This window comes from Empedobacter sp. R132-2, from assembly GCF_030324375.1.
GTDB classification, from domain to species: domain Bacteria; phylum Bacteroidota; class Bacteroidia; order Flavobacteriales; family Weeksellaceae; genus Empedobacter; species Empedobacter falsenii_B.
Genome location: NZ_JACAGG010000023.1, coordinates 1 through 24,726, shown reverse-complemented (window position 1 = coordinate 24,726; position 24,726 = coordinate 1). Strand labels below are relative to the sequence as shown.

The following is a 24,726-nucleotide window of genomic DNA, read 5'->3' as shown; positions in this document are numbered from 1 at the left end:
GAAAGCTTGAACATTTGTTCAAGCTTTTTTTTGTTTTATAAAATTTTAATCAAAATAAAAGGCCAGATTAATCTGACCTTATAATAGAAGTATTTATTTTTCTAAATCTTTATATACTTTTCGAATAATTCCGTCCGAAAGTCCAATTTTCGGAACATGAATTTTCTTTGCATGCGACCATTTTAGTACATTACTATAAATTTCTAATGCATAAACCACTACATCAGCACGGTCGGGTTTCATATTGAAATTCTGCATACGTTCTTCAGCAGTCATCGTTTGTAAAATTTGATAATGTTTTTTGACATAAACACTACTCAAAGGCATTCCCAGTTTTACGCCTGAATATTTGTATACATGGTTAATATTTCCACCAGAACCAATTAATTCGACTTCATCATCACCAATGTTTTCGTGAATCCATTGTTTCATTTCGTTAAAAGTATTTGGTGAAACTTTATTTTCCAACAAACGTACAGTTCCTACTTCAAAAGATTTTGACGTAAAAACCTTATTATCTTTTAATAATGTTAATTCGGTACTACCACCACCAACATCTACATACAAATAGATTTTTTCGTCTTGTATAAAATCACCTAATTCTGTATTAAAAAGTAATTCAGCTTCGGTTTTTCCATCTATAATCTCGATGTTAATTCCAGATTTTTTAATCACCTTTTTTACAACATCTTTTCCATTTTTGGCTTCGCGCATGGCAGAAGTTGCATAAGCTTTATAGATTTCAATATCATAAACCTTCATCATCAATGCATAAGACAACATAGCATCGCAGATACGATCTATATTTGTTTCGGAAATTTGTCCATCAATAAAAACATCGTGTCCCAAACGAATAGGCATTCTCACAATACTGGTTTTATTAAAAATTGGCGCACGACCTTCTTCTTCGTAAACATAATTAATCAACAATCGCATGGCGTTAGATCCAATATCTATTGCTCCTAATTTTCTAATCTTCATTTTCTTGTTCGTTTAATTTTTTAAAATATTCATAGGTCATAAACTGAGAGCGGTTTGGTTTTTTATTGTTTCGTTTGTATTCTAAAGAAGATTCAGCCATTATTTGGCGACCTTTTACGTTATCTTCAAAACTCAAATTAAACGTATCCATAACTATTTTTTTGAATTTATGATCGTAAATCGGACACGCTACTTCCACACGATTATCCAAATTACGTTCCATCATATCTGCAGAGGAAATATAAACTTTGTCATCGCCTGCATTCTTAAACCAATACACACGCGGATGTTCCAAAAATTTATCAATAACGCTGACACATTCAATATTTTCGGAAAGATTTTTAACTCCAGGAATCAAACAATTAATTCCACGCACAACCAAACGGACTTTTACTCCTTTTTGAGAAGCTTTATACAATAAATCAATGATTTGTTTATCGCTTAAACTGTTTAGTTTCATGTTGATTTCCGCAGGTAAACCAGCTTGATGATTTTTGATTTCTCGTTTAATCATCTTGACAATTTTTTTACGTGTTCCATAAGGTGAAACCAATAAATGATTGTACGTTAAGTTCAAATAATTAGCTCCGAAAAATTTAAAAATCTGTTCAACATCCTTTGTTATTCCCGGATTGGTTGTGAAATACGTATAATCTGTATAAATTTTTGCTGTTCCTGCATGAAAATTTCCTGTGCTAATAAACACATATTTCTGCGCCAACATTCCTTCTGGTTTACGTTCGATATAACCAATTTTCGAATGTACTTTCAGTCCCGGAACCCCAAAAATAACATTCACACCAGCTTCTTGCAATTTTTTCGACCACATCGCATTATTCGATTCATCAAATCGCGCACGAAGTTCCAAAACAGCTGTTACTTCTTTTCCATTCATCGCTGCGTTTATCAACGAATGCATCACTTGCGAATCCTTTGCAACACGATAAATTGTAATTTTTATTTTGGTTACTTTAGGGTCAATTGCAGCTTCTCGAAGAAATTTTAACAACAAAGAATAATCGTGATAAGGCGCCATCATCATTTCCTCATTTTCCGTAAAAGCCTGAAAATAACTGTTATATTCAAAAGGTTTTTTCTGAATAATTGGTTTTATTTTTTCGTACGTTAAATTTGGAATGTCAAAGCTTGGAAAGCTCATCAAATCTCGTTTGTTGTGATATTTTCCACCCGGATTGATACTATCATATTCATCTAATCGTAATTTTTTCAAGAAAAATTTCAACGTATCTGGTGCAATTTCAGCATCATAAACCAATCGGACAGGAACACCTTTTTTACGATTTTCTAAACTATTGATGACTTTTTCTAATAAACTATGTTCTAAATCGTTATCAAAATCAAGTTCGCTATCTCGTGTAATTTTGATGGAATGTGCTTCAATTGTTTCGAAATCAAACATTTTGAAAATATCTTTCAAATGAAAACGAATAATGTCTTCCAAATACATGACATACGTATTTTGATCATACTTTGGAAGCACAATAAAACGCGAAAATAAATGCGTTGGAACAATCAAAAGTGCATATTGAACTTTGTCTTTTAATTGCATTTTCACCGCTAAATAGAACGATCCATCGCGTAAAGGCGGTGCTTTTTTAATATCATCTAAAATAAAAACTCCAACCGTATGAATAAATTCGTTGTAAAAATATTCGGAAATAAATTCTAAATAATTCTCAGGAATCGATGTATCATCTATCACAAAAATATTGTGATTCTCTAATTCTTTGAATAATTGATTATGCAAATCATCGTACTGGACTCGCTGCTGACGCACAATTTCATTGATTTCATCGATCAATTCTTCGTCCGTTTGATCTGGTACAATATTTTGATAAACAATTTCTACATCTTTGAACTGTATCGAGCGCAAAATTGTAGAATATCGAACCGAATAAAATTCATCTAAATTGTTCGAATAAATTCCTAAAAAACGAATTCGTTCTAACAACGGAACTGTTTCGTCAGAAGCCTCTTGCAACACGCGCGCATTGAAAGAAAGCCAACTGATTTCGCGGTTTATATATTTTTTCATTTAATTTCTTTAGGTAAAATTATTTTTATAGTTTTTCCTTTTTGAATCGATTTCCAATTATCAGAATCAAACTGTATCCAGACAAATCCAGAAGTCGAAAGATTGTAAATCATTTCATTTCCTAACTGATTGGTAATATCTGTAAACGCAGGATTATGTCCAAAAATAAGAACATTTTGCAATTCATTATCCAAATTTCTAATCCATTTGTCTAATAAATAATGCGAAAAAGTATACAAATCATCTTCGATATGAATGGTTTGATTAGGAAATAAAATAGGTTTGACAAGTAGAGAAGTTTCTTTTGCTCGAACTGCTTTGCTCGAAAATATTTGATCAAATTTCAATTCAAAATTTTGATGAATATAATTTGCTACTTTCTTCGTTTTGAATTCACCAATCTCTGTGATAGAACGAAATTGATCTGAAACATTTTCGTTCCATTTACTTTTTGCATGACGCATTAAAAACAAATTTTTCATAACGCAACGAGTTTAAAAAGAAAAAGTAGTTAAATCTAATCATTATCTAATGAAAAGACTTAACTACTGTTGTATTTTTTTTAGGATTATTTTCTAAAGATTACCTTCGTAATTCTTAAAATCATTTTTTACCCAATCTGGCAATTCCATCGATTTTTTCTCTTCCATATCGTACATTACTTGTGTACTTTTTCCGATACAATGAATAACATCTTCGCCATTTTCGCTTTTACTTGTGACAATATATTCAAAATCGAAACTCTTATTTCCTAATTTTGTAACTCGTACACCAATACGGGGCTCTATCACATTTGGACGTAATTCTTTTTGATAACTCGCTTCCATATGCGCAATAACAAACATGTGTCGCGTCCATTGCCATTTTTTACTCGAAGCCATCATATAATAGGCTCTACCGATCTGGAAATATTCGAAATAAAATACATTATTTACATGACCAATTGGATCAAAATCACTCCAACGTGGTTCTAAAGGTTTAAAGAATTTAAAGTTTTCTATACTCATTTTTAATTGGTTTTTAATAATAATTAATCTTCAGGATTTGGATCAATAAATTCGTATTTGTACAATTTGACTAACCAAAAGAATACTGAAAATAAGATAGGTCCAAATATAATTCCGATAAATCCGAATAGATTTAAACCAACGATTACCCCAAAAATAGTAATTAATGGATGAACATCCGCCATTTTTTTCTGTAAAACTAAACGAATCAAATTGTCTGATAATCCAACAATAACAAAACAATAAATCAATAATCCGATCGCTTGCCCTGAATCACCTTTTGCTAATAGAAATAATGCTAAAGGAACATAAATTAATGCTGCTCCAACTACTGGCAACATCGCCGCAAAAATTGTTAGAATAAACCATGTAAAGGCATCATCAACTCCGAAAATAAGATATCCAATGTAGGCAATAATTGCTTGTAGAAAGGCTGTTAACGGCATACCTACTGCATTAGAAATGACCAAATCTTTCAAATCTTTGTTCATCTTCACTAAATTACTTGTTTTAAGCGGAATAGTTCTGTAAAACCAATTTTCAAGTTTTTGATGATTCATCAACATAAAATACAAAATAAGGAACGCAACCCCCAACTGAACTGTCATATCCATTGAAGCATTCAGTGTTTTTTCTAATAATTTACCTCCAACTTGTGTTATTTTTTCAATGTTTGTTGCACTAAACACATCGATATGAAATTTGGTTTGCAACATTTGAATAATTTTATTGACATCTGTTTTAATTTGAGCTGTGTCATTTAATAGTACCATTACTTTATTCGTTAACATTTGAATTAATAAATAAAGAGTTCCAATAATCAAAATCGCGCTACTAATCATTAAGATAATTACACTTGCTAATTTGTTCCATTTTTTTACTTTTACTAGCCATTGCAAAGGATTTAAAAGCAAAACATACAAACACAAAGCACCGAGAAATCCAGGGAAAAATGCTAAAAGATTTTTGGTAATTAATCCAAAAACTAAAAGTATTATTGCAATAAATGCTAACTGTAACAAGACATTGTTAGAAAGATAGTGTTTATTAGAGTTCATAGGTAATTTATTTGTTTATTAACAGTTGTTGATATTTCGTTATCAAATTCAATGCTAAAAATAGTTAATTTCTATAAACTTTTCTATTTTTAGACGTTGAATAAAATTTTACACATGAAAAAAATAGTCGGTTTAATCTTATCAGTTTTGACAATCTCTACATATGCACAAACGAAACAAGACAAAGTTGTTTTGGTAATTCATGGTGGTGCTGGTACAATTCTGAAAAAAAATATGACACCCGAAAAGGAAAAAGCGTACCGAGATGCTTTAGCTGAATCTTTGACAAAAGGTTATGAAGTCATCAAACAGGGTGGCGAAAGTGAAAATGCAGTGATAGAAGCCATAAAAGTAATGGAAAATTCACCTTTGTTTAATGCAGGAAAAGGAGCGGTTTTTACGCATGAAGGTAAAAATGAATTAGACGCTTCGTTGATGATTGGAAATACAATGCAAGCAGGTGCTGTGGCTGGAGTTACAACGATTAAAAATCCAATTTTAGCAGCAAAAGCTGTTTTACAAAATTCTGCTCATGTGATGATGGTTGGAAAAGGAGCAGAAGAATTTGCTCAAACTCAAGGTTTAGAAATTGTTGATCCAAGTTATTTTAAAACTGAGGAACGCTTGAATTCTCTTCAAAAAGTTTTGGAAAAGGATAAAGAAAAAATGGAATTAGACCATGATGCTAAAACACAAGCGTATGTTCCATTCAATTTTGTTGACGAAAAATTTGGTACTGTAGGCGCAGTTGCTTTGGATAATAAAGGTCATATCTCGGCAGGAACTTCGACTGGTGGAATGACAAATAAACGTTTTGGTCGAGTAGGCGATTCGCCAATTATTGGTGCTGGAACGTATGCAAATAGCGAAGTTGGTGTTTCGAGTACGGGTTGGGGCGAATATTTTATAAAAGCTGTTGCGGCATATGATGTTGCGGCTTTGATGAATTACAAGAAACTTTCTTCGAAAAAAGCTGGTGAAGAAGTTATTAAGAAAATTGGTGATTTAGGAGGCGATGGCGGAATGATTATTTTAGATAAAAATGGTCAAGCAAGTTTTCCTTTTAACACTGCCGGAATGTATCGCGGAAGTATTACACAATCAGGTAAGATAACTATCGAAATTTATCAATAAATTTGGAACACATTTTAAAATAAAGATATACAATACATGATAAAACAAATTTTACTTACAGCCACTGTTGTTCTTGCAAATTTTGCAACAGCGCAAGTAACCTCTATGATTAATGATAAAAATGTAGATGCTTCGACAAAAGTATATGGAATGGCTCCTTTAAGCGATGAAACAAAGGCTTATGAGAAGTTTAATTTTATGTTAGAAAATGCTGCGGCTATACAATTAGGAAAACCAATTTTGGAGTATGGATATCAATCATCTACTTTTCAAGCACAAGATAATGGAGTAATGATTTATATGGTAAAAGATAAGAAAATTGTCGATCAATGGTTGGTAAATCCTGCCTTCTACAATGTTTTTCATGACGGAATTCCGTATTCTTATGATACCGATAAATTAGCTGTTCTTGCTGATAAATATCCGTTGATTTATAAAGAAGAAAAACGTCAATATAAAACTGAAAAAGAATACCAAAAACAGCGTCCAGCCTTGTTTGCTGATCCTTATAATTTGATTATTACAGAACCAGATTTTACATACGAAGGATATTTTGATGTGCAATTTCCACAAAACGAACAATTCAAAAATTCTGAAGCTGCTATAGCTTATTTAAAACCAATTGTAGAGAAATTGACAAAAAAGAAATTTGATATTAATTATACAATTACTGAAAAAAATATTTTAGATCGTACACAATTTACAATAACAGTTGCAGGAGAAGAAAATATCTACAAAAAAATAAAATTAGATAATCTGCAAAAAGGAGATTGGCAATCATTAAGTTATGAAGCTTCGATTTTCCGAAAAGCGAATTAATAGAAAGAAAAGGTTTTTGAAATAATCAAGAACCTTTTTTTTATCCACAAAGATTCGTAATTTGACTTTTTAACCCAAAGAAATATGAATTCTAACTTCTATAAAATATTACAACACTCAAAAGAAAATCAATCAATTATTGCCGTTTACAATGATCCCGAAGGAGATAATTTTTGGGCTGGATATATTTTAGATTTTAATGACGAATTTTTTACGATGCAACACATTTCGAAATATGGTAAAAAAGATGGAATTTTAATCGAACCTTATTTTAAAATTAGTCGAATAGATGTTGATGATTACTGCAAATGTCTCAATTATTTGAAAGAACATCACACCGATTTGGATCAAGAAAATCCAATCACATTTAATGCAACAGCAGAAGAAAATTGGGTTCGTCAAATTTTAGGCGAAATAAATGATCAAACCGAATATGTATCACGTATTCAATTAAATAACAATAGTCGTTTTGCAGGTTTTATTCGGAATTTAACTGAAGATGATTTCGAGTTAAAATGTATTGGTTCGGAAGGAACGGACGAAGGCTCTTTGTATTTTCAGATTGATGATGTTTCGTCGATTCGTGTCAATGATTTAGAAGCTCGCAGAAGGTTATTTTTTTATAATTATCGTCGTTCTATCGACTTTTTTGATGAATAATCGAGAGATATTAAATAAAAAAATCCAACTCAAAACGAGTTGGATTTTTTTGATACTATGTGTTTAATCTTATCCGTTTACAGCTTCAACGTTGTCTACAACATCAGGCATCATTTGTTTTAAAATACCTTCGATACCATTTTTAAGCGTTGCTGTAGAAGACGGACAACCAGAACAAGCACCTTGTAATAACATTTTTGCTGTTCTCGTTTCTTCATCAAATTCAATTAATTCGATATTTCCACCATCATTTGCAACTGCTGGTTGAACATATTCGTCTAAAATAGCTTTGATTTGTTGTTCAACAGAAGAAAACTCTTCAGCAGATTTTACCACAACATGCTCAGGAGCTTCTGTTGTGAATTCATAAAATTCATCAAAAACAGGACCTCCAGCTTGTAAATAATTCGTAATAAACGAACGAACATCCATCGCCCAAAGTGACCAATCTTCTGTTTCGTTTTTCGTTAAAGAAACATAATTATCAACAATAAAAACTTCTTCAACAAAAGGATATTCTTTGTAAATCGCAACAGCTAATGGAACTCCAGCAGCTTTTTCTCTCGATTTTATCTCGATGATTTCTGGCGCTAACATAGAATTTGAAACGAATTTCATCGCAGCAGGATTAGGCGTCATTTCTGCATAAATAGAAATAGGAGCCTTTTTCATTGGTGCTAAAATTGCATTTTCTTCTAAATGTTCATTGATAATTTCTTTCAAATCTTCTGTAACATCAGCCCAATCAACAGCATCTATTTTTTCTATCGCAACAAAATTCGCTGTGATAAATATTTTTTGAATAAATGGTATAGTCAATAAAACTTGCGCTAAAGGAGATTCGGTAGCTGTAGATTCTTTATCGAATTCCACGCCACCTTGTGTTAAAGTCTCGTCACAAACGAACTTCATCACGTTATTATTTGGTGTAATTTCTTCGTATACTCTCATAGTTCTACAAAAATACGCTATAAAAATGTATCTTTATCATTAGAATTATAGATTTTGTTATGGCAATAATTAAAGAATTAAATGGGCATACGCCAAAGTTCGGTGAAAACTGCTTTTTAGCGGATAATGCTGTGGTTGTAGGAGAGGTAGAAATGGGAGATGATTGCTCAATTTGGTTTTCAGCAGTTGTGCGTGGAGATGTACATTATATCAAAATGGGGAATAAAGTAAATATTCAGGATAACGCAACGATACATGCGACGTATCAAAAATCGCCAACAACAATTGGAAATAACGTTTCGATAGGGCATAATGCTATTGTACATGGTTGTACAATACATGATAATGTTTTGGTTGGAATGGGCGCAATTGTAATGGATGATTGCATTGTTGAATCTAATTCTTTGATTGCTGCTGGTGCAATTTTAACCAAAGGAACGCATGTAAAAGAAGGAGAATTATGGGCTGGAATTCCAGCGAAAAAAATAAAAGATGTTCCAAAAGAATTGAAAGAAGGCGAAATAGAAAGAATCGCCAATAATTATTTGATGTATAGTAGTTGGTATAAATAAAAGAAAGCTCAGTCTGTAACTGAGCTTTTATTTTCTACTTCCAGAAATTCCAAACTTTACCATCAAAAAAGGCAATTGTTTTGGATAAGGAGAAATAATATCATTGACAACATGTCTATACGAGGTAAAATTATTCAATTGTTGTTATCATTTCCAGATTGTGGAACATATTGCGAATCAATTCTGGTTGTAGATTTTCCAAAATCTTCATTAAATATTACCTTTGTTGTTTAAGGTTTAACAAAACTTATACTAAGGAAAATAAAAACATTGAAAAAAGTATATTATTAATCATAATTAATCCAGACAAAAAAAATAAAATGCAGTTTTGTAACAAATTTTTATAAAGAATGTTGAAATGTTTCTAGTAATCAAATAATTACGTTTTTAGTTGCTTGTTAAATGTTTATTAAGTAAATAAAATATTATTAAACAATACGATATGGTAAAGCAGTTAACTTATGATGATTTTGGACATACGCTTCATCATAGTCAAATTCAATCGGTTGATGGTAATTATCTTGTTTTTGATAGACGAAATGATGATACAAAAATTGGAGAAACTTCTTCCATTTGTTTACTTCATACGAGAACTTACGAATCCGAAATTATTTATACAACAAATAATCAAACAGAGTTTGGTCCTGGAGTAGGTGCAGCCTCTTTTTCACAAATTGAGAATAAAGTTATTTTTATTCATGGTATTCGAAATGCGAATCAAGCAAATCCGTATTCGGCAACAAGAAGGACAGGTGTCGCAATTGATTTAGAATTTCCAAATCAGCCTATTTTTATGGATGCTCGAAATATAAATTTTCCCTTTACAAATGGTGCTTTGCGTGGAGGAACACATTCGCATTCGTGGCAAAAAGAGAAGAATTGGATTAGTTTTACTTACAACGATTATGTCTTGGAACAAGAATCCAAACACAATTCTAGTATAAAAGATCAGCGAGTGGTTGGAATGATGTTTCCCAAAAAAGTTGAGGTTGATTTTGATAAAACATTAGAGAATAATTTTGGTGAAATGTTTTCGATTATCGTTTCTAGAGTAGTGATAAATCCTAAAAATGGAAGTGATGAAATCGAAAAAGCTTTTGATGAATGTTGGATTAACTCAACAAACAATATCGCATTTCAGGGACATGTGCGTGATGAAAAAGGGAATTTGAAAACGGAAATTTTTATTGCTGAAATTCCAAATGAAATAAGGTTTGATGAAAACGATAATTTAAAAGGAACTTTAACTACTTTGCCAGATGTGCCAAGTTGTATTTCGCAGAAACGAATCACTTTTACTCAACATGGAATTAGTAATTTTAGACATTGGTTACGTTCTTCTCCTGATGGGAAAATCATCTATTTTTTGATGGAAGATGAATTTGATAAGACGCAATTATTTGGTGTAAATTTAGTTTCGAATGAAATTATTCAATATTCTTTTTTAGAAAATTCGATTACCTCTCCATTCAATCTTTCACCAAACGGAAAATATGCTATTTATTTTGTTAACGATAAAATATATCTAAATGATTTAACCGAAAAAAAATCTAAACAAATCTATCAAGTTCAAAAAATCAATAATGAATTAACGGGAATTCCGCATTTTTCTAACGATGGAAAAAAAATCTATTTTAATCAATTTGTTTCAAATAATTTCAATGAAAAGTTTATTCAAATCTTCGAATTAGAGTTATAAAACAAAATTGAAATATGTTAAAGTTCAAAGTTTTCTAAAAAATATTTGTCCCTTATAAAAAATATTTCTAATTTTAGTACAGATACTTAACCGAACCTAAGGTCTATGCTCTTATTCGAGTCTAACTAATGGGAATAAGAACTAAAAAAAACCTCCAATTTGGAGGTTTTTTTTATGTTTTTATTAGTCTTACTTCATACAAATCCTTGCGTCTGTCTTTCATCGTTTTTACAGTTCCATACTCATGCAACTCTTTTAGAAGATAAAGATCAACATCAGAAATCAGTACCATTTCTGTATTCGGAGTTGCTTCTGCTTTAACTCCATTGTTTGGAAAAGAGAAATCTGAAGGTGTGAAAACTGCCGATTGTGAATATTGAATATCCATATTATTCACACGCGGTAAATTTCCCACAGAGCCTGCAATAGCCACATAACACTCATTTTCTATTGCACGAGCTTGCGCACAACTACGTACTCGCGTATAACCATTTTGCGTATCAGTCATAAATGGAACAAATAAAATTTCCATTCCTTGATCGGCTAAAATACGGCTCAATTCAGGAAATTCGACATCATAACAAATTAGTAAACCTACTTTTCCGCAGTCGGTATCAAAAACTTTTATTTCATCGCCACCATTCAATGCGTAATATTTGAACTCATTTGGTGTAATGTGTATTTTACTATACGAATCTAATTTCCCCGAACGATGACATAAAAATGACGTATTATATAGTTTTCCTTCCTTTAGATGAGGCATAGATCCTGAAATAATATTGACATTATATGTAATTGCAAATTCTTGAATTTTCTTCACAATATCGTCCGTCATCGTTGCTAATTGATGCATCGCTTCAATCTCTTTCAAATGATTATATGGACTCATCAACGGCGAATTGAAAAATTCTGGAAACATAATAAAATCAGAGCCATAATCGCTTACCGCACTTACGAAAAACTCAATTTGATCATAAAAATCTTGTAAACCATTAAATAAACGCATTTGCCATTGCACCAAACCAAGACGAATAGTACGTTTTGTCGGTGAATTAGATTTCAATTCAGGTTCGTAATAGATATTATTCCATTCTAATAAAGTGGCGTATTCTAAGGATTCTTTATCATCTTTCAGATAATTTTTCAAGATTTTTTTAACATTAAAATCATTCGAAATCTGAAAAGCTAAAGTTGAATCATAAATTTCTTTACTTTTTACTTTTTCTATATATTGTCTAGGAGATAATTCTTGCGAATATTTATGATAATTTGGAATACGTCCACCAGCTACAATTGATTTTAGATTCATTTCTTCACAAAGCGCTTTACGTTCGTCATATAAACGTCTTCCCAAGCGCAATTGACGATAATTTGGATGAACAAAAACTTCAATTCCATACATTACATCACCTTCTGGATCATGTTTTAAAAATTTACCATTAGATGTTATCGTATCATAATTCGATTCGATATTCGTTTTTTTCGAATTAACCACAATACTTAATGCCGAAGCAACAACTTTTCCATCCACTTCAACACAAAGTTGACCTTGCGGAAAAATAGCTAATAATTCTTTAATTTCGTCGACAGTCCAAGTTCCAAGCTGATTGTGATAGGCTTCTTTTGTAGATTCAGTCAAATCACTATAATCTTCAAGAGTCAAATTTCTGACCTGAATATTCATTTTATTTAGATTTAGATTATGTTTGAATTTAGCAAATATTAATCCAATAAACAATTTTAAAAAATAAATTTAGACCTATCTTCGTATAGACTAATAAGCATGAAATGAAAGATGTAAAAATAGAGTTTAGAAAGCCTATTTATCCTGTGAGTGACGAATTAAATCATTATTTAGAGAAATATCATCGCAAAACAAAAGCGAGTGTAGAATATGATGATTTGATGCGTTTTTCGGGTTGTGTAGCATTGGAAGATAAGGAAGGAAATGATACGCATTGGTTAGGTGTTTATTATACCGACTCGGAACATCAGGAAATTCAAGATAGTCTAAACAGAATTTACACCTACTTACATTCAGACGGAGATGAGGAGTCTTTGCCTTATCTTGTTGTTGATTCTATTGATTATTGTACGTTCGGAAATTCGAAACCTTTTCGTATTCGGGTTCGTAATATTTTGAATGATAATTATACCAATTTTTACATCAAAAAAGCAGATGCTTCGCGTATTTATGGTTTAGAATTAGAAGATATTTTGTCTCCACATCGAATCAATTTTTTGGTCTACAAAAATACATTGATTGAAGAGCATATTTTAGGAATTCCAGGAGATGTTTTTATCAAAAATTATTTGGATAAATGTAATGATTTAGAGAAAAATCAGATTGCAAAAGAGTTTGTAAAGTTCAATGAACGCTGTTTTATTGGTCTTTTAGGTGATATGCGATCGTATAATTATGTGGTGATTCCAATTCACGATTTTGATCAAGTTATCTATAGAATTCGACCAATAGATTTCGATCAACAATGTTATGAAGGAAATTTAAAAATTTATCGACCACAGTATTTCAAAGAAAATAAAATTATGGTTGATTTGGTGAATAATCGCTTGAAACCAAATTCTGTCGATCAATATAGAAAAGAAGTAAAATCCTTGATTTCGAAAAGAATTTCGAATAGTTCGAAACGTTTTCGTGATTTAATGAAAATCATGAAAAATGATCATATTTCTAAACCAGAAAATGTTGCACAATTACGAACTGGTTTTGCAAAGTTTTATAAAGATCAATCTTACGAAAATTGTGAAAGAATGGGTGAAGTTCTATATAAAGCAATTGCGAATAGTTTGGAACAGATAAAATAAGAAAAGCTTCTCAAAAATAGAGAAGCTTTCTTTTTTTATATAATTTAGAAATTAGTTTTTTAATAACTGCTTTCTGAAACGTAAAGCAACCAATCCTGCCCCTATTACCAATAATGGTAAATAATCATCGATTGGTGCTGGATCAGCATCTTCAACATCTGTTCCACCACCACCGGTTCCTGGTCTAGCAGAACTTTCATTTTGATTAGTTGATTCAAAGAACGAAATCTTATTTTCTTGAGCAGATAGACCTATTGAACAATGCAAAACTCCTGCAACTAAGATAATTTGTTTTATATTTTTCATATTGTACTATTTTATTAGATGTTAAATTATTTGTTTACAACTTTTTGAGTCTTAACTTTTCCGTCTTCAGTCAGAACTTTTATAACTAAAATTCCTTTTGCAGAAGATTCAACTTGGTAAACACTTGCACGAATGTTATTTTTCACAAATATTTTTCTTCCTTGAATATCATACAACTCTACCGAAGAAATTTTATTTTGTTTTGCATCCACTACAATTGTATTGTTTTTAGTATAAACAATAACATTTTCTTTTGACAATTCATCTGTACCTAATGTTTTATTTGTATACACAAGTTCAAAACGAGTATCAAATATTCCTGCTTTAGAAGTGAATGAATAAGCTGATTCTGATAAGTTATGTACTTGATTTAACTCTTTATCTCTTAAATAAACAATCTGTCCTTTTTCAAACAACCCATCAGCTTTCTCTATATTGATTGTGTAATTTCCTTGCTCTAAAGTTTCAAAACCTAATTTTACGACATCATCAGTTTTAAAAGGTAAGCTGCGTCCTTGGATTGCATATGCTTCATTATTAATCAATGAGTAGATTGCTGAAGATCCTCTTTGCATCACTTTTGCATCAATTTGATTATCCGCATCGTTTGTAGCTCCATCCATATAAGCTAATAAAATTTGGCTAATTGTTTTACTTTCTTTTGATAAACTTAACCAAATTCTGTTTTTCTCTGCAATTGAATTTTTATAGAAAAATGCATCTTGCGAAGTTCTCATTGTATTGTTAAAATTAACTGTAGGTGTAGCTTGAGAAAGTCCTACGATAAATCCTTGTCCAACAGAAATGTTTGACAAATCAGGAATAACACCACCTACAACGTTGAATGCGGCATAATTATTTGCATATTCTGAAGAACCAACAGGGAATTGATGTGTCCAGAAATATAATGAATTAACATTCTCATTTGCTAATAAGAATTTTTCCACATTAATGTTAGAAGCATAAGGGTTACCAACTAAATTGTATCCATTTGCTGTAAATTGAACAGGAACTTTTATATCTCCATTGAACGGAACACCTAAAAATGCACCATTATGAATTGTATTTTGCCCTGTTGGTAAAGTGTTTTTAACACGGATAGAAACCCCTTTACCTGGTTCAAATAATTTTGAGTCTGTATCTGAAGTTAAAATCTGAGTAAATTCATCTGTTGTTTCATTATATGTCCAAAAACGATTGTATAATGTTTCCGGAGAGAATGAACGTATAGTTTGTTGCGATGCTTCCTGCTGAACCGGAGAAGACCAGAACGTCATATCATTACGAACCATCGATTTACTATCGCGGTTAACTGTAATTGCTCCTGAGTTAGCAACGTTTTGATTTTGGATTAAATTACCACCATTTTCTACAACTAATCCTGTAAGACCAGCTTGATTGTCGATCTTCCCATCAACGATTAAACGAGCACCTGACTTTACGACAACTGAACCTCCAGCATCTGAAACTGTAAACGTTTTAGCTTCTAATTGCGTATCAACTGTTACTTTACCTTTGATGATTACATCTTTTGTAAGATCCGGCGTTCCATTAGACCATGCAGTTCCGTCCCAAGTTGTAGAGTTTTCAGCTGTTGAACATTGAATTTTAACATTGTCAATAAATGCTCTTTTTGCCGATGTTTCTAATTTTAAAGTAGAACCAGCAGCTACGTTTTCAAAACTTACAGTTTGTGTTTCGAAATTATCTGCCATTTTCGCTGTATAAACAACATTTTTAGTTTCTGAACCTAATGTAACATTGACACTTCCTTCAATTGCTGTCCAACCTTTTACATCAAAAGAAACTATTACATTACCAGCTATTTGATCTAACACTTTTGATGTTATCCCCCCTTTGTTATTACTTGAACCTAACCTAATAGCATTTCCTGCTTGATAAACAGTAACTACAGTAGGAAAATTAGAATTCCCATTCCAAGCCTTATTAGATCCTGCAGTACTTGTATTATTACCATTTAAACCATCAAATGTTTCCTCAAAACAATAAGTAGCATTAGGATCTGTTACTGAAACATCAAAAGTTGTACTAAATTCGTTATAATTATTATTACTAACGGCAGTTGCATTAATAGTTGTAGAACCAATACCATCAAATGATAAGCTATTTCCGTTTATAGAAACAATAGAATTATCAGCAGAAGTATACACAATATTTAACCCTTGATCTGTTTGTGATGGTAAACCAGAAAAAGTGGTTCCTTGGTTTTGAACTAAAGCTTCAAAGTTATAATCTACTGTTTGGTTTGCTTTTGCAATTTCAAAAGTTATAGTAGCCGGATCAGAAGTTCCATATTGATTTGTGGCTGCTACCTGTGCTGTAAATGTTCCTGCTTGTTCAGGTGTACCTGAGAAAACGCCATTATCAAATGTAATTCCTAAAGGTAAAATACCTGTTTGAGTCCAAAAGGTAGGATTATTAGTTGCTGTCACAGCTCCATCAGGCAATAATACACCATAAGTTCCTGTAATTGTTCGTGGAGACACAACTGGTTTTTCCGTTGCTATTCCAGCGGCAGTCCAAGAAATATTATCTAAAGTAAGTTGTGGTCCTGCATTTCTAAATGTAATAACAGCTGCCTCTGACTTATTTATTTCTACTTCAAATGAATGAATAGTAGCATCCGTTTGTGCTTTTCCAAATGTTGGTGAAGTGTAAACAACTACATTATCTACTAATACTTCAATCTTTCTATTATTTGAACCTCCAGTAAAAGCTTTTCTGACATCAAAAGATAATTTTCCGATTCCATTAGAAATTGTAGTTTCTAATGTATTTCCTGAAGCTTGAAATAGGATTCCTTTATTTGTGATTGGATATGTACTTTCATTTCTTGCATTTGTATAATTCCATACAATTCCTCCTGTTTCTCCAGTAAATGATCCTGTTGCATAAGAACTACTTAATGCTGTTTGGGACTCAAAAGTTTCTGTTCCCTGTCCAAAAGCAAATCCTGATAACAATAATGTTAATAAGGATGATTTAAAAAAGTAAAGTTTTTTCATACGATAAATTGTTTTAAGTTTTTTTTAAAAAAAGTTAATTTTCTAAACTAATATTAATATAACATTAACAAAAATAATACATAAAATTTACTTAAGTATTTTTAAATGAATATCCTACAAAAAAAATCCGCTAACAAATAAATGTTAACGGATTAATTTTAAATAAAGGGAAAAAATACTATTAATAGTATGTATATCTTCTAACACCTGCAATGTGTTTTGCTAAACGCATTACTTGGTGACTGTATCCATATTCGTTATCATACCAAACATACATCACAACATTTTTACCATCGGCAGAAACAATTGTCGCATTACTATCGAAAATCGACGGAGCAGAAGTTCCAACAATATCCGAAGAAACCAATTCATTGTTCAACGAAAATTTAATTTGCTCAACTAATTCTCCGTTCAATGCAGCATCTTTCATCAAATTGTTTACCGCTTCTACAGAAGTATCTTTACTAACTTCTAAATTCAAGACAACCAAAGATCCATTTGGAACAGGAACACGAATTGCATTCGAAGTTAATTTACCTGCTAAACTTGGTAAAGCTTTTGCTACAGCACTACCAGCACCAGTTTCAGTAATTACCATATTCAAAGCAGCAGCACGTCCACGACGATATTTTTTGTGCATATTATCAACCAAATTTTGGTCGTTTGTATAAGCATGAATTGTTTCTAAATGCCCTTTTACAACACCTAAATTATCTTCAACAACTTTCAAAATAGGTGTAATTGCATTTGTTGTACAAGAAGCAGCTGAGAATATATTTACATTTTCTGGGCTATATTCTTCATGATTAACACCGTAAACAATATTCGGAACACCTTTTCCTGGCGCTGTTAATAAAACTTTATCAGCACCAACAGATTTTAAATGACGAGATAACGCTTCTTCATCTTTAAAAACACCTGTGTTATCAATAATTAAAGCATTATTAATTCCGTAAGTAGTATAATCAATTTCTTCTGGCTGAGCTGCAGAAATCATATAAACAGAAACTCCGTTGATGATTAAAGCATTATTTTCGTGATCAGCTACAACGTTTCCGTCAAAATCACCATGAACAGAATCATGACGTAACAAAGAAGCTCTTTTTTCTAACAAAACAGGATCGTTTTTATCACGTGTTACAACAGCGCGTAATCTTAATTGTTGACCTTTTCCCATTTGAGAAGCCAACTCACGAGCTAATAAACGTCCGATACGACCAAAACCGTATAAAACAACGTCTTTTGGTTCAACACTTTTTACATTTTTGCTTGCACCTAATTTCTCTTCAACGAAAGCTTCTGCCGAAGCGTAATTCCCAGAAATATATTCTTTAGCTAATTTTCCAACATCAAGTCTAGAAGCTGGTAATTTAGCTTCAGAAATAGCTTTAGCAATCGCTAATGTATCGTCGATAGCAATCTTTTTTTCTACAAATTCCTCAGCATACTGATGTAGATTTACGATGTCACTAACGTTTTTATCAACTAATTGATTACGGAAAATTACCAATTCAACAGATTGATCATACCATAAATCTGAAACAATTTTAATGAATTCTACAACCTTTTTGCTCATTTCATTGAAAGATGCAAGTTGTTGATCATAAGAAGAGTGGTTCATTTAATAAATGTTTATTTGTGTTTATTTACTTAATTCTTGGCAAAAGTAATCAATTATAACGATTTCGTACATTTTTTTTACAAAAACTAATTATTGTCATAAAAACACAACTATTCCTACGAAAATACTAAAATATAGAAAAAAAATAAATTTTTAATAGGAAATTTTAAATTTTATGAATACTAATAAGTAGCTATTAACCATTATTTTATTGTTTAATTTAAATTGAATTGAATTTTACGAAAACGTTTTCGTAAAATAATTGTTAAAAATTTTTATTTGCAAATTCGAAAAAGCGTTCTATATTTGCACTCGCAATACGGCAATAAACGCTGTGTTGGAGAGTTGGCAGAGTGGTCGAATGCGGCAGTCTTGAAAACTGTTGAGGGTCACACCTCCGGGGGTTCGAATCCCTCACTCTCCGCTGAAAGGGATTCTATTACTTAGAATCTCTTTTTTTGTATAAATAAAAAAGTTTTCTTCCTTTATTTTCAAATGGTTACTCGAAAATAAATCCATCATTGTAGGTATTTGATAAATCCCATTTTCATAGTGTAAACTGCTGTCGAACACTATGTTTACAAATTCTTTTTTCTGTAAAGTATTAGCTTTAGAATAAACAAATGACCCGGTCCTAAAATAACTATACATGTTTTTAAATAAATCCTGTTATAGTTACACACCAATTGATCTTAATCCTAAATTTACTATACAAAGGAGTTTTGATTATTAAAACTTCTATTATAGTTTTCCATCTTTTCTTTAATTTTTCTGACTGCAAATGCGCAGCATTTGGAGTTAAATAATCACAACTTGTATGTGGTCTTAATTCATTATAAGTTTTAATACTATTAGTAATTTTAATTTTTGTCTGATCAAAACCTAATGTGCTTTCATATAAATTAAATTCCATTTTAATTATTCCATTAACCCTTTCTGCCATTGTATTTTCATAGGGATCACCTTTTTCTGTCATACTTATAGCTATGTTATTTGAGAGTAATAAATCTACATATTTATGTGAGCAATACTGCGATCCTCTATCAGAATGATGAATTATAGATTCATTATAAAGCCTGTTATTTACTGCCATGTTAAGCGCTTCAATACAACCATCAGCTGATAAATCTTCACGGAAGCAATACCCCATTATTTTTCTTGAATAAGCATCTGTTATTAAACTCAGGTAACCCCATTGAGTGCCTAGTCGAACTTGTATACCGTAGTGTTTTTGGGCTTGTTTATACGTAAAGCCGCCTTTTTCTACTTGGCGTACAACAGCTAACTTAAAGCCTAAGGTGTAATCGCGTTGTGTACGCTTTTCTCTTTCTAAGTATGATTCTTTCATGATAAGTTGATTTGGTGTCAACTTATTTTAGGATAAGACATTCTTTAACAAAAAAGGCTCTTATCCAAGAATTTTATATTAAAGAAATGTTTTGGGAAAAAGTACTTTTTACCGAGCTTAAAACAAGGAATCGTCTTGTTTCTCCTCATGCGATACAACGTTTTTTCACTAACGTTAAGTAGCCTTTGCACATCTGCACTGTCGTAGAATTCGTGAACTTTGTTATATGTTTTAATTTATTTAATTTCAGTAATATACGAGTTAATTAAATAAAATAAATGATAAGAGGAAGTAGGGATAGGGTGATTCTATATTTCTTCTTTTCATTTTTTTGTTCATCCAAAAAAAACGAAACAAAAAAAGATGCCGACAGTAGTCTCTCAATGATTCAACTAACTAAATTATTTTCATAAAGTTGTCAACTCGTTCCACTCAGACACTCCAACTTTTTTTATTCCAATAATTTAGAATTGAATTTCATTTCGATACTAAATCGTCGGATTTTTAATTCCTTTTTCAATATTCAAATTCACTTATAATAACGAATTTTAAAGCTGTCATTGCTGAAGAGTCGAGTGTCAATTCTACGTAGTGAGCGTTAAAAATGATTTACTGTTCACATTTTATATGTGAATAATTTAAAGCATTTAGCGAGTAGTCGTTATTGACCGACTTGTAGGCACGGACTTGATTTTTTTTGGTTCGTTTTTTTTATCAAGAAAAAAAATGAACATATAATTTATTAATCAACTTGTAACAAGTTTACCTAAGCTCCACAAGAGCTTCTCCTTATAATTTCAAATGTTTTTTACTGTATGTAGAAGATTATTTTAGAAAAATAATTCATTTTCATGTTGAATCTTTTGTATTCTCTCTATTTTAGTAAGAAATTAATGATATGAATTTTAAAATACTGTTTTTATTTCTTACTTCTACACTACTTTTTGGTCAAAATAATTTTATAACTCCTTACGAAAAAGGAAATAAAAATCAAACTACAACCTATGATGAAATGAATGTGTTTTATCAAAATTTAGCGGAAAATTTTGAGACAATACAGTATGTAAAAAAAGGAGAAGACGATAATGGAAAGTCAATTTATGTAGTTGTTTATAATCCATTTAAAGAAAAAGATATAAAAGAATTACGTAAAACAAAAGCAGTGCTTTTCGTAAACAATGGAATTCATCCTGGAGAACCGGACGGAATTGATGCGACGATGATGTTGATGCGAGATTTGGCAATGAAAAAAATTAAACCGCTTAAGAATTTTATTATTGCTGCGATTTCGGCCTATAATGTAAGTGGTATGTTGAATAGAGGGGCTTTTTCGCGCGCAAATCAGAATGGACCTGAACAATATGGTTTTCGTGGAAATGCCAGAAATTATGATTTGAACAGAGATTTTATTAAAAATGATTCAAAAAATGCAAAAAGCTTTCAGACGATTTTTCATTGGTTGAAACCTGATGTTTTTATTGATAATCATGTAAGTAATGGGGCAGATTATCAGTACACATTTACCTATATTTCGTCTTTTAAAGCGCGTGTAGGAAATGTTTTGGGCGATTATTTTTATACGACATATCAAGCAAATAATCTAGCCGAAATGCAAAAAAATGGTTACGAAAGTACGCAATATGTGAACATACATGGCGATGTTCCTGATATTGGTTTTGCAGCTTTCGAAGATTCTCCACGCTATTCTACAGGTTATACAACATTGTTTAATGCACTAAGCACAATGCCCGAAACACATATGTTAAAGCCTTATGAAAACCGTGTAGACGCAACGTATAAATATATGTTGGTAAATCTAGAAAATTTAGATAAAGAATATTTGACAATCAGAAATTTACGAAAAGAAAATCTAAAACAATATCAGGTCGGAAATCAATATGGAATTCGTTGGAAAATAGATTCTACTCAATTTACAACAATGAATTTTAAAGGATTTGAAGCAGGATACAAGCCAAGTGCGGTTTCGGGAAAAGATAGATTGTACTATGATCGATCGAAACCATTTACAAAAAAAATTAAATTATTCAATTCTGCAAAACCAATTAGTTACATTACAATTCCGAAATATTATGTTCTTCCACAAGCTGAATATCGCGTTGTAGAAGCTTTGCAACGAAATGATATTCAAATGAAACGAATAGAAAATGATACATTAATTAACGTCGAATCGTATAAAATATCAGATTTTAAAACCAATAAAAATGCATATGAAGGACATTATAATCATTACGAAACGGTGGTTACAAAATCGATGAAATCGCTTAAATTTTTTGAAGGAGATTATATTGTGCCAACACAACAAGATGGAGTGAAATATATTCTTGAAACCTTAGAACCAGAGGCATTGGATTCGTTCTTTAACTGGAATTTTTTCGATGGAATATTAGGTCAGAAAGAATATTATTCGGCTTATATTTTTGAGGATACAGCTGCTGAATTATTGAAAAATAATGTGGTTTTGAAAACCGCATTTGAAGCAGAAAAAGCATTAAAACCAGAGTTTGCTAATGATGGCGAAGCACAGTTGGATTGGGTTTATAAAAATTCGCCTTATTTTGAGAAGAATACTTACAGACAATATCCGATTTATAGGATTCTTAATTAAAACCAGTTGTGCATTTTGAAATAAAATTATTCAAATAGATGGTTTAAGTTGTTATAACACACAATTTGTTAATTAAAATCTATTTGTTGAAATAGAAAAGGCAAAGGTGAAAAATTGTAAAAAGCTCTTATCTGTATTGATAAGAGCTTTTAATTTATAGTTTGATGCATTCTAAAAATCGTCTTCAATAATTTCTTGCACACGTCCAATTTGTCCATCCGTCAAACGAACTTTTATACCACGATGATGATAAGGCGCAGAAGTCAATAAATCTTTCACGATACCCTCAGTCAATTCGCCAGTTCGTTGATCCTTTTTCAATACAATATTAACCAGCATACCAGGTTTTATATTTGCTCTTGTTTTACCATCCATATTACAAATATCTTAAAATAAATGGAAAAGATATTCATTCTATCGTAAAGGAAATTAAAAAATACATTCATCTGGAAGGTAAAAATGAAATGGGATTGAATATGAAATTTATGAATTTTCTCTTTTATTATTTTATTTACAACCCAGCTGAAAAAATTTGAGATTGAATATAAAGGCAAGAATAACAAGAATACAACTTTCTTTTATTGGAGAGGGGTTGAGGTGAAAATCATAAAACTAGAAATAGGATTTGTTCGAGTGTTGTTCGATAATGTTTCGGAAAAAGTGGGCGAACAAAATAGGGGAGAAGTGAAGTGATTTTTATTTGAAATGGTAATTGATTTAAAAATTAATTATTACTGAGTATAAATAAGAAAATATAAGATAGATTTGGTCGAGTATTTAATTGATTTGGAATAAATTTAGAAGATAAATAATTCATTATGGAAAATTTACCAAATTTAAATAGTATTCATGATACTGATAAAAGCGTTGGAGCGATAAGTATTTTCAAAGGCGAATCTAGTAATGTAACATCAATTCAATTATTAGAAAAAAGTGTTTTAAAAGAGCACAGTACAAAAATACCTGCTTTGCTTTTATGTGTTACTGGAAAAGTAGTGTATTCAGATGAAAATGAACAAACAATAGAATTAAGCTCTAGTGACTATATAACGATAGAACCAAATGTTATACATAAGTTAGAGGCTTTAGTAAATAGTCAGTTGATTTTAGTAAAATAAGATCATCAATAAAATGAATTAATATTTCTTGATATGCACGAATTACATCTATTATTAATTTTCCATTTAATAGGCGCTACGATATGGGTTGGTGGACATATTATATTAAGTTTGGTTATTTTACCACAAGTATGGAAAGAAAAATCGATAGAGAAATTGTTCTCTTTTGAAAGTAAATACGAACGAATAGGACTTCCAGCTTTATTAGTTATGGTTATTACAGGAGTAAGAATGTCTTATATCTACACGATCAAGATTAGTAATTGGTTTCAATTCGAAAACCCCATTGAAAGAGTTGTCTCATTAAAACTGATAGGCTTAGCAACAATTGTATTATTGGCTTTGAGTGCTCAATTTTATGTGCTTCCTCGTTTAAAAACAGATGATACAAAACTTCCTCTCATGACATTTCATATTATAGCGGTGACAACGATTAGTATAATCATGTTAATACTAGGTAGCTTCGTACGATATGGTGGTATTTAGATAAATATTAGTAGTTTAGCCTATCTATTTATTAAATTTCTTGTTATAGTTTAGTAGAGAACAATAGTAACAAAGTAGCTATGAATCATTCTTAGGTAATGGTATTTGTAATCCAGTTTTAACTGTATGCATGTTGACAAAAGTTTTAAAACGTCGTATATTCGAGTTACTAAAAAATAATTTTCGAGTCAAGGATTCGTATTCTCGCATAGTATTAACCACCATAATCAATGCAAAATCTACTTCACCTGTTACATAATAACATTGCTGAATTTGAGGAGTTTTATTGAAAGTTGATTTTATTTCATCAATAAATTCAATTTTATCTGTATCCAATTCAATTTCTACGAACAGCTGTCGTACTTCATGACTTCGTAGACTTTAAATATAATTATTTTAGTTTTAATTTTAGTATTTCATAAGGAGTTTTTC

22 protein-coding genes, 1 tRNA gene and 1 pseudogene are annotated in these 24,726 nt (G+C 31.1%); 10 read left to right on the top strand and 14 right to left on the bottom strand.

Annotated features, from left to right (window positions below; all coding sequences use genetic code 11):
* Nucleotides 1-93 precede the first annotated feature (93 nt).
* The 5 genes from HXZ69_RS10800 to HXZ69_RS10780 all read right to left on the bottom strand — a co-directional run bounded on the left by HXZ69_RS10800 (nt 94) and on the right by HXZ69_RS10780 (nt 5,102).
* Nucleotides 94-981: a Ppx/GppA phosphatase family protein gene (locus HXZ69_RS10800; RefSeq protein WP_219034770.1), complete on the bottom strand. Its 888-nt coding sequence runs from the start codon at nt 979-981 to the stop codon at nt 94-96.
* Complete coding sequence (gene ppk1 / locus HXZ69_RS10795; protein ID WP_286495951.1) at nt 971-3,037, bottom strand: polyphosphate kinase 1; 2,067 nt, start codon at nt 3,035-3,037, stop codon at nt 971-973. Before ppk1 ends, HXZ69_RS10800 begins: the two co-directional genes overlap by 11 nt.
* Nucleotides 3,034-3,519 (bottom strand): SixA phosphatase family protein, encoded by a 486-nt coding sequence (locus HXZ69_RS10790; RefSeq protein ID WP_038336593.1) that lies wholly within the window; start codon nt 3,517-3,519, stop codon nt 3,034-3,036. Before HXZ69_RS10790 ends, ppk1 begins: the two co-directional genes overlap by 4 nt.
* 93 nt (nt 3,520-3,612) lie before the next feature.
* Nucleotides 3,613-4,044, bottom strand: a complete 432-nt coding sequence (locus tag HXZ69_RS10785) for an acyl-CoA thioesterase (RefSeq protein WP_286495950.1) — start codon at nt 4,042-4,044, stop codon at nt 3,613-3,615.
* A 23-nt stretch (nt 4,045-4,067) separates the two neighbouring features.
* Nucleotides 4,068-5,102, bottom strand: a complete 1,035-nt coding sequence (locus HXZ69_RS10780) for an AI-2E family transporter (RefSeq protein ID WP_286495949.1) — start codon at nt 5,100-5,102, stop codon at nt 4,068-4,070.
* Nucleotides 5,103-5,216: 114 nt separating this feature from the next.
* Between HXZ69_RS10780 and HXZ69_RS10775 the strand changes: the two genes are divergently transcribed.
* The 3 genes from HXZ69_RS10775 (at nt 5,217) to HXZ69_RS10765 (ending at nt 7,715) form a co-directional block, all read left to right on the top strand.
* On the top strand, nt 5,217-6,236 hold the full coding sequence (locus HXZ69_RS10775; protein ID WP_286495944.1) for an isoaspartyl peptidase/L-asparaginase family protein: 1,020 nt from the start codon (nt 5,217-5,219) through the stop codon (nt 6,234-6,236).
* Nucleotides 6,237-6,272: 36 nt separating this feature from the next.
* Nucleotides 6,273-7,055 carry a hypothetical protein gene (locus tag HXZ69_RS10770; RefSeq protein ID WP_280049999.1) on the top strand — a complete coding sequence of 261 codons (783 nt, stop codon included), beginning with the start codon at nt 6,273-6,275 and terminating at the stop codon, nt 7,053-7,055.
* Nucleotides 7,056-7,139: 84 nt separating this feature from the next.
* On the top strand, nt 7,140-7,715 hold the full coding sequence (locus HXZ69_RS10765) for a hypothetical protein (protein WP_125348839.1): 576 nt from the start codon (nt 7,140-7,142) through the stop codon (nt 7,713-7,715).
* Between the two features lie 69 nt (nt 7,716-7,784).
* On the opposite strand, the gene HXZ69_RS10760 is transcribed toward HXZ69_RS10765, so the two are convergent.
* Nucleotides 7,785-8,666: a NifU family protein gene (locus tag HXZ69_RS10760; RefSeq protein ID WP_038333605.1), complete on the bottom strand. Its 882-nt coding sequence runs from the start codon at nt 8,664-8,666 to the stop codon at nt 7,785-7,787.
* Between the two features lie 59 nt (nt 8,667-8,725).
* Here HXZ69_RS10760 and HXZ69_RS10755 point away from each other — a divergent pair, with 59 nt between their 5' ends.
* Together HXZ69_RS10755 and HXZ69_RS10750 are read left to right on the top strand one after the other, a co-directional pair.
* Complete coding sequence (locus tag HXZ69_RS10755) at nt 8,726-9,238, top strand: gamma carbonic anhydrase family protein (RefSeq protein ID WP_286495943.1); 513 nt, start codon at nt 8,726-8,728, stop codon at nt 9,236-9,238.
* Between the two features lie 442 nt (nt 9,239-9,680).
* On the top strand, nt 9,681-10,937 hold the full coding sequence (locus tag HXZ69_RS10750) for a DUF3748 domain-containing protein (RefSeq protein WP_286495942.1): 1,257 nt from the start codon (nt 9,681-9,683) through the stop codon (nt 10,935-10,937).
* Between the two features lie 172 nt (nt 10,938-11,109).
* Here HXZ69_RS10750 and HXZ69_RS10745 read toward each other — a convergent pair whose 3' ends face one another.
* A complete protein-coding gene (locus tag HXZ69_RS10745; protein ID WP_219034775.1) occupies nt 11,110-12,621 on the bottom strand; it encodes a carbon-nitrogen hydrolase family protein in 1,512 nt (503 codons plus the stop codon).
* Between the two features lie 104 nt (nt 12,622-12,725).
* Between HXZ69_RS10745 and HXZ69_RS10740 the strand changes: the two genes are divergently transcribed.
* Complete coding sequence (locus HXZ69_RS10740) at nt 12,726-13,763, top strand: hypothetical protein (protein WP_180904915.1); 1,038 nt, start codon at nt 12,726-12,728, stop codon at nt 13,761-13,763.
* Between the two features lie 51 nt (nt 13,764-13,814).
* Here HXZ69_RS10740 and HXZ69_RS10735 read toward each other — a convergent pair whose 3' ends face one another.
* From HXZ69_RS10735 to HXZ69_RS10725, 3 genes are all read right to left on the bottom strand, one after another.
* Entirely contained in the window at nt 13,815-14,069 is a 255-nt protein-coding gene (locus tag HXZ69_RS10735; RefSeq protein WP_180904914.1) for a hypothetical protein, read from the bottom strand.
* A gap of 26 nt (nt 14,070-14,095) precedes the next feature.
* A complete protein-coding gene (locus HXZ69_RS10730; protein WP_286495941.1) occupies nt 14,096-17,095 on the bottom strand; it encodes a RemA C-terminal-like gliding motility protein in 3,000 nt (999 codons plus the stop codon).
* A gap of 181 nt (nt 17,096-17,276) precedes the next feature.
* Complete coding sequence (locus HXZ69_RS10725; RefSeq protein ID WP_286495940.1) at nt 17,277-18,716, bottom strand: glyceraldehyde-3-phosphate dehydrogenase; 1,440 nt, start codon at nt 18,714-18,716, stop codon at nt 17,277-17,279.
* 339 nt (nt 18,717-19,055) lie between these two features.
* On the opposite strand from HXZ69_RS10725, the gene HXZ69_RS10720 reads away from it, so the two are divergent.
* Nucleotides 19,056-19,140 (top strand) — tRNA-Ser (locus HXZ69_RS10720).
* A 342-nt stretch (nt 19,141-19,482) separates the two neighbouring features.
* On the opposite strand, the pseudogene HXZ69_RS10715 reads toward HXZ69_RS10720, so the two are convergent.
* Nucleotides 19,483-20,064, bottom strand: a pseudogene (locus HXZ69_RS10715) (DDE-type integrase/transposase/recombinase); the annotation flags it as partial.
* Nucleotides 20,065-20,108: 44 nt separating this feature from the next.
* Nucleotides 20,109-20,300: a helix-turn-helix domain-containing protein gene (locus HXZ69_RS10710; RefSeq protein WP_286495961.1), complete on the bottom strand. Its 192-nt coding sequence runs from the start codon at nt 20,298-20,300 to the stop codon at nt 20,109-20,111.
* Between the two features lie 662 nt (nt 20,301-20,962).
* Between HXZ69_RS10710 and HXZ69_RS10705 the strand changes: the two genes are divergently transcribed.
* Nucleotides 20,963-22,690, top strand: a complete 1,728-nt coding sequence (locus HXZ69_RS10705) for a M14 family metallopeptidase (protein WP_286495938.1) — start codon at nt 20,963-20,965, stop codon at nt 22,688-22,690.
* 171 nt (nt 22,691-22,861) lie between these two features.
* On the opposite strand, the gene HXZ69_RS10700 is transcribed toward HXZ69_RS10705, so the two are convergent.
* Nucleotides 22,862-23,065, bottom strand: coding sequence for a YwbE family protein (locus HXZ69_RS10700; protein ID WP_286495937.1), 204 nt, complete (start codon nt 23,063-23,065; stop codon nt 22,862-22,864).
* 443 nt (nt 23,066-23,508) lie between these two features.
* Here HXZ69_RS10700 and HXZ69_RS10695 point away from each other — a divergent pair, with 443 nt between their 5' ends.
* Both HXZ69_RS10695 and HXZ69_RS10690 read left to right on the top strand, forming a co-directional pair.
* Nucleotides 23,509-23,808 (top strand): cupin domain-containing protein, encoded by a 300-nt coding sequence (locus HXZ69_RS10695; protein ID WP_286495936.1) that lies wholly within the window; start codon nt 23,509-23,511, stop codon nt 23,806-23,808.
* Nucleotides 23,809-23,841: 33 nt separating this feature from the next.
* Nucleotides 23,842-24,294, top strand: a complete 453-nt coding sequence (locus HXZ69_RS10690; protein ID WP_286495935.1) for a CopD family protein — start codon at nt 23,842-23,844, stop codon at nt 24,292-24,294.
* Between the two features lie 78 nt (nt 24,295-24,372).
* Here the strand turns inward: HXZ69_RS10690 and HXZ69_RS10685 are convergent, their stop codons facing one another.
* A complete protein-coding gene (locus HXZ69_RS10685; protein ID WP_502875745.1) occupies nt 24,373-24,636 on the bottom strand; it encodes an Lrp/AsnC ligand binding domain-containing protein in 264 nt (87 codons plus the stop codon).
* Nucleotides 24,637-24,726: the final 90 nt, after the last annotated feature.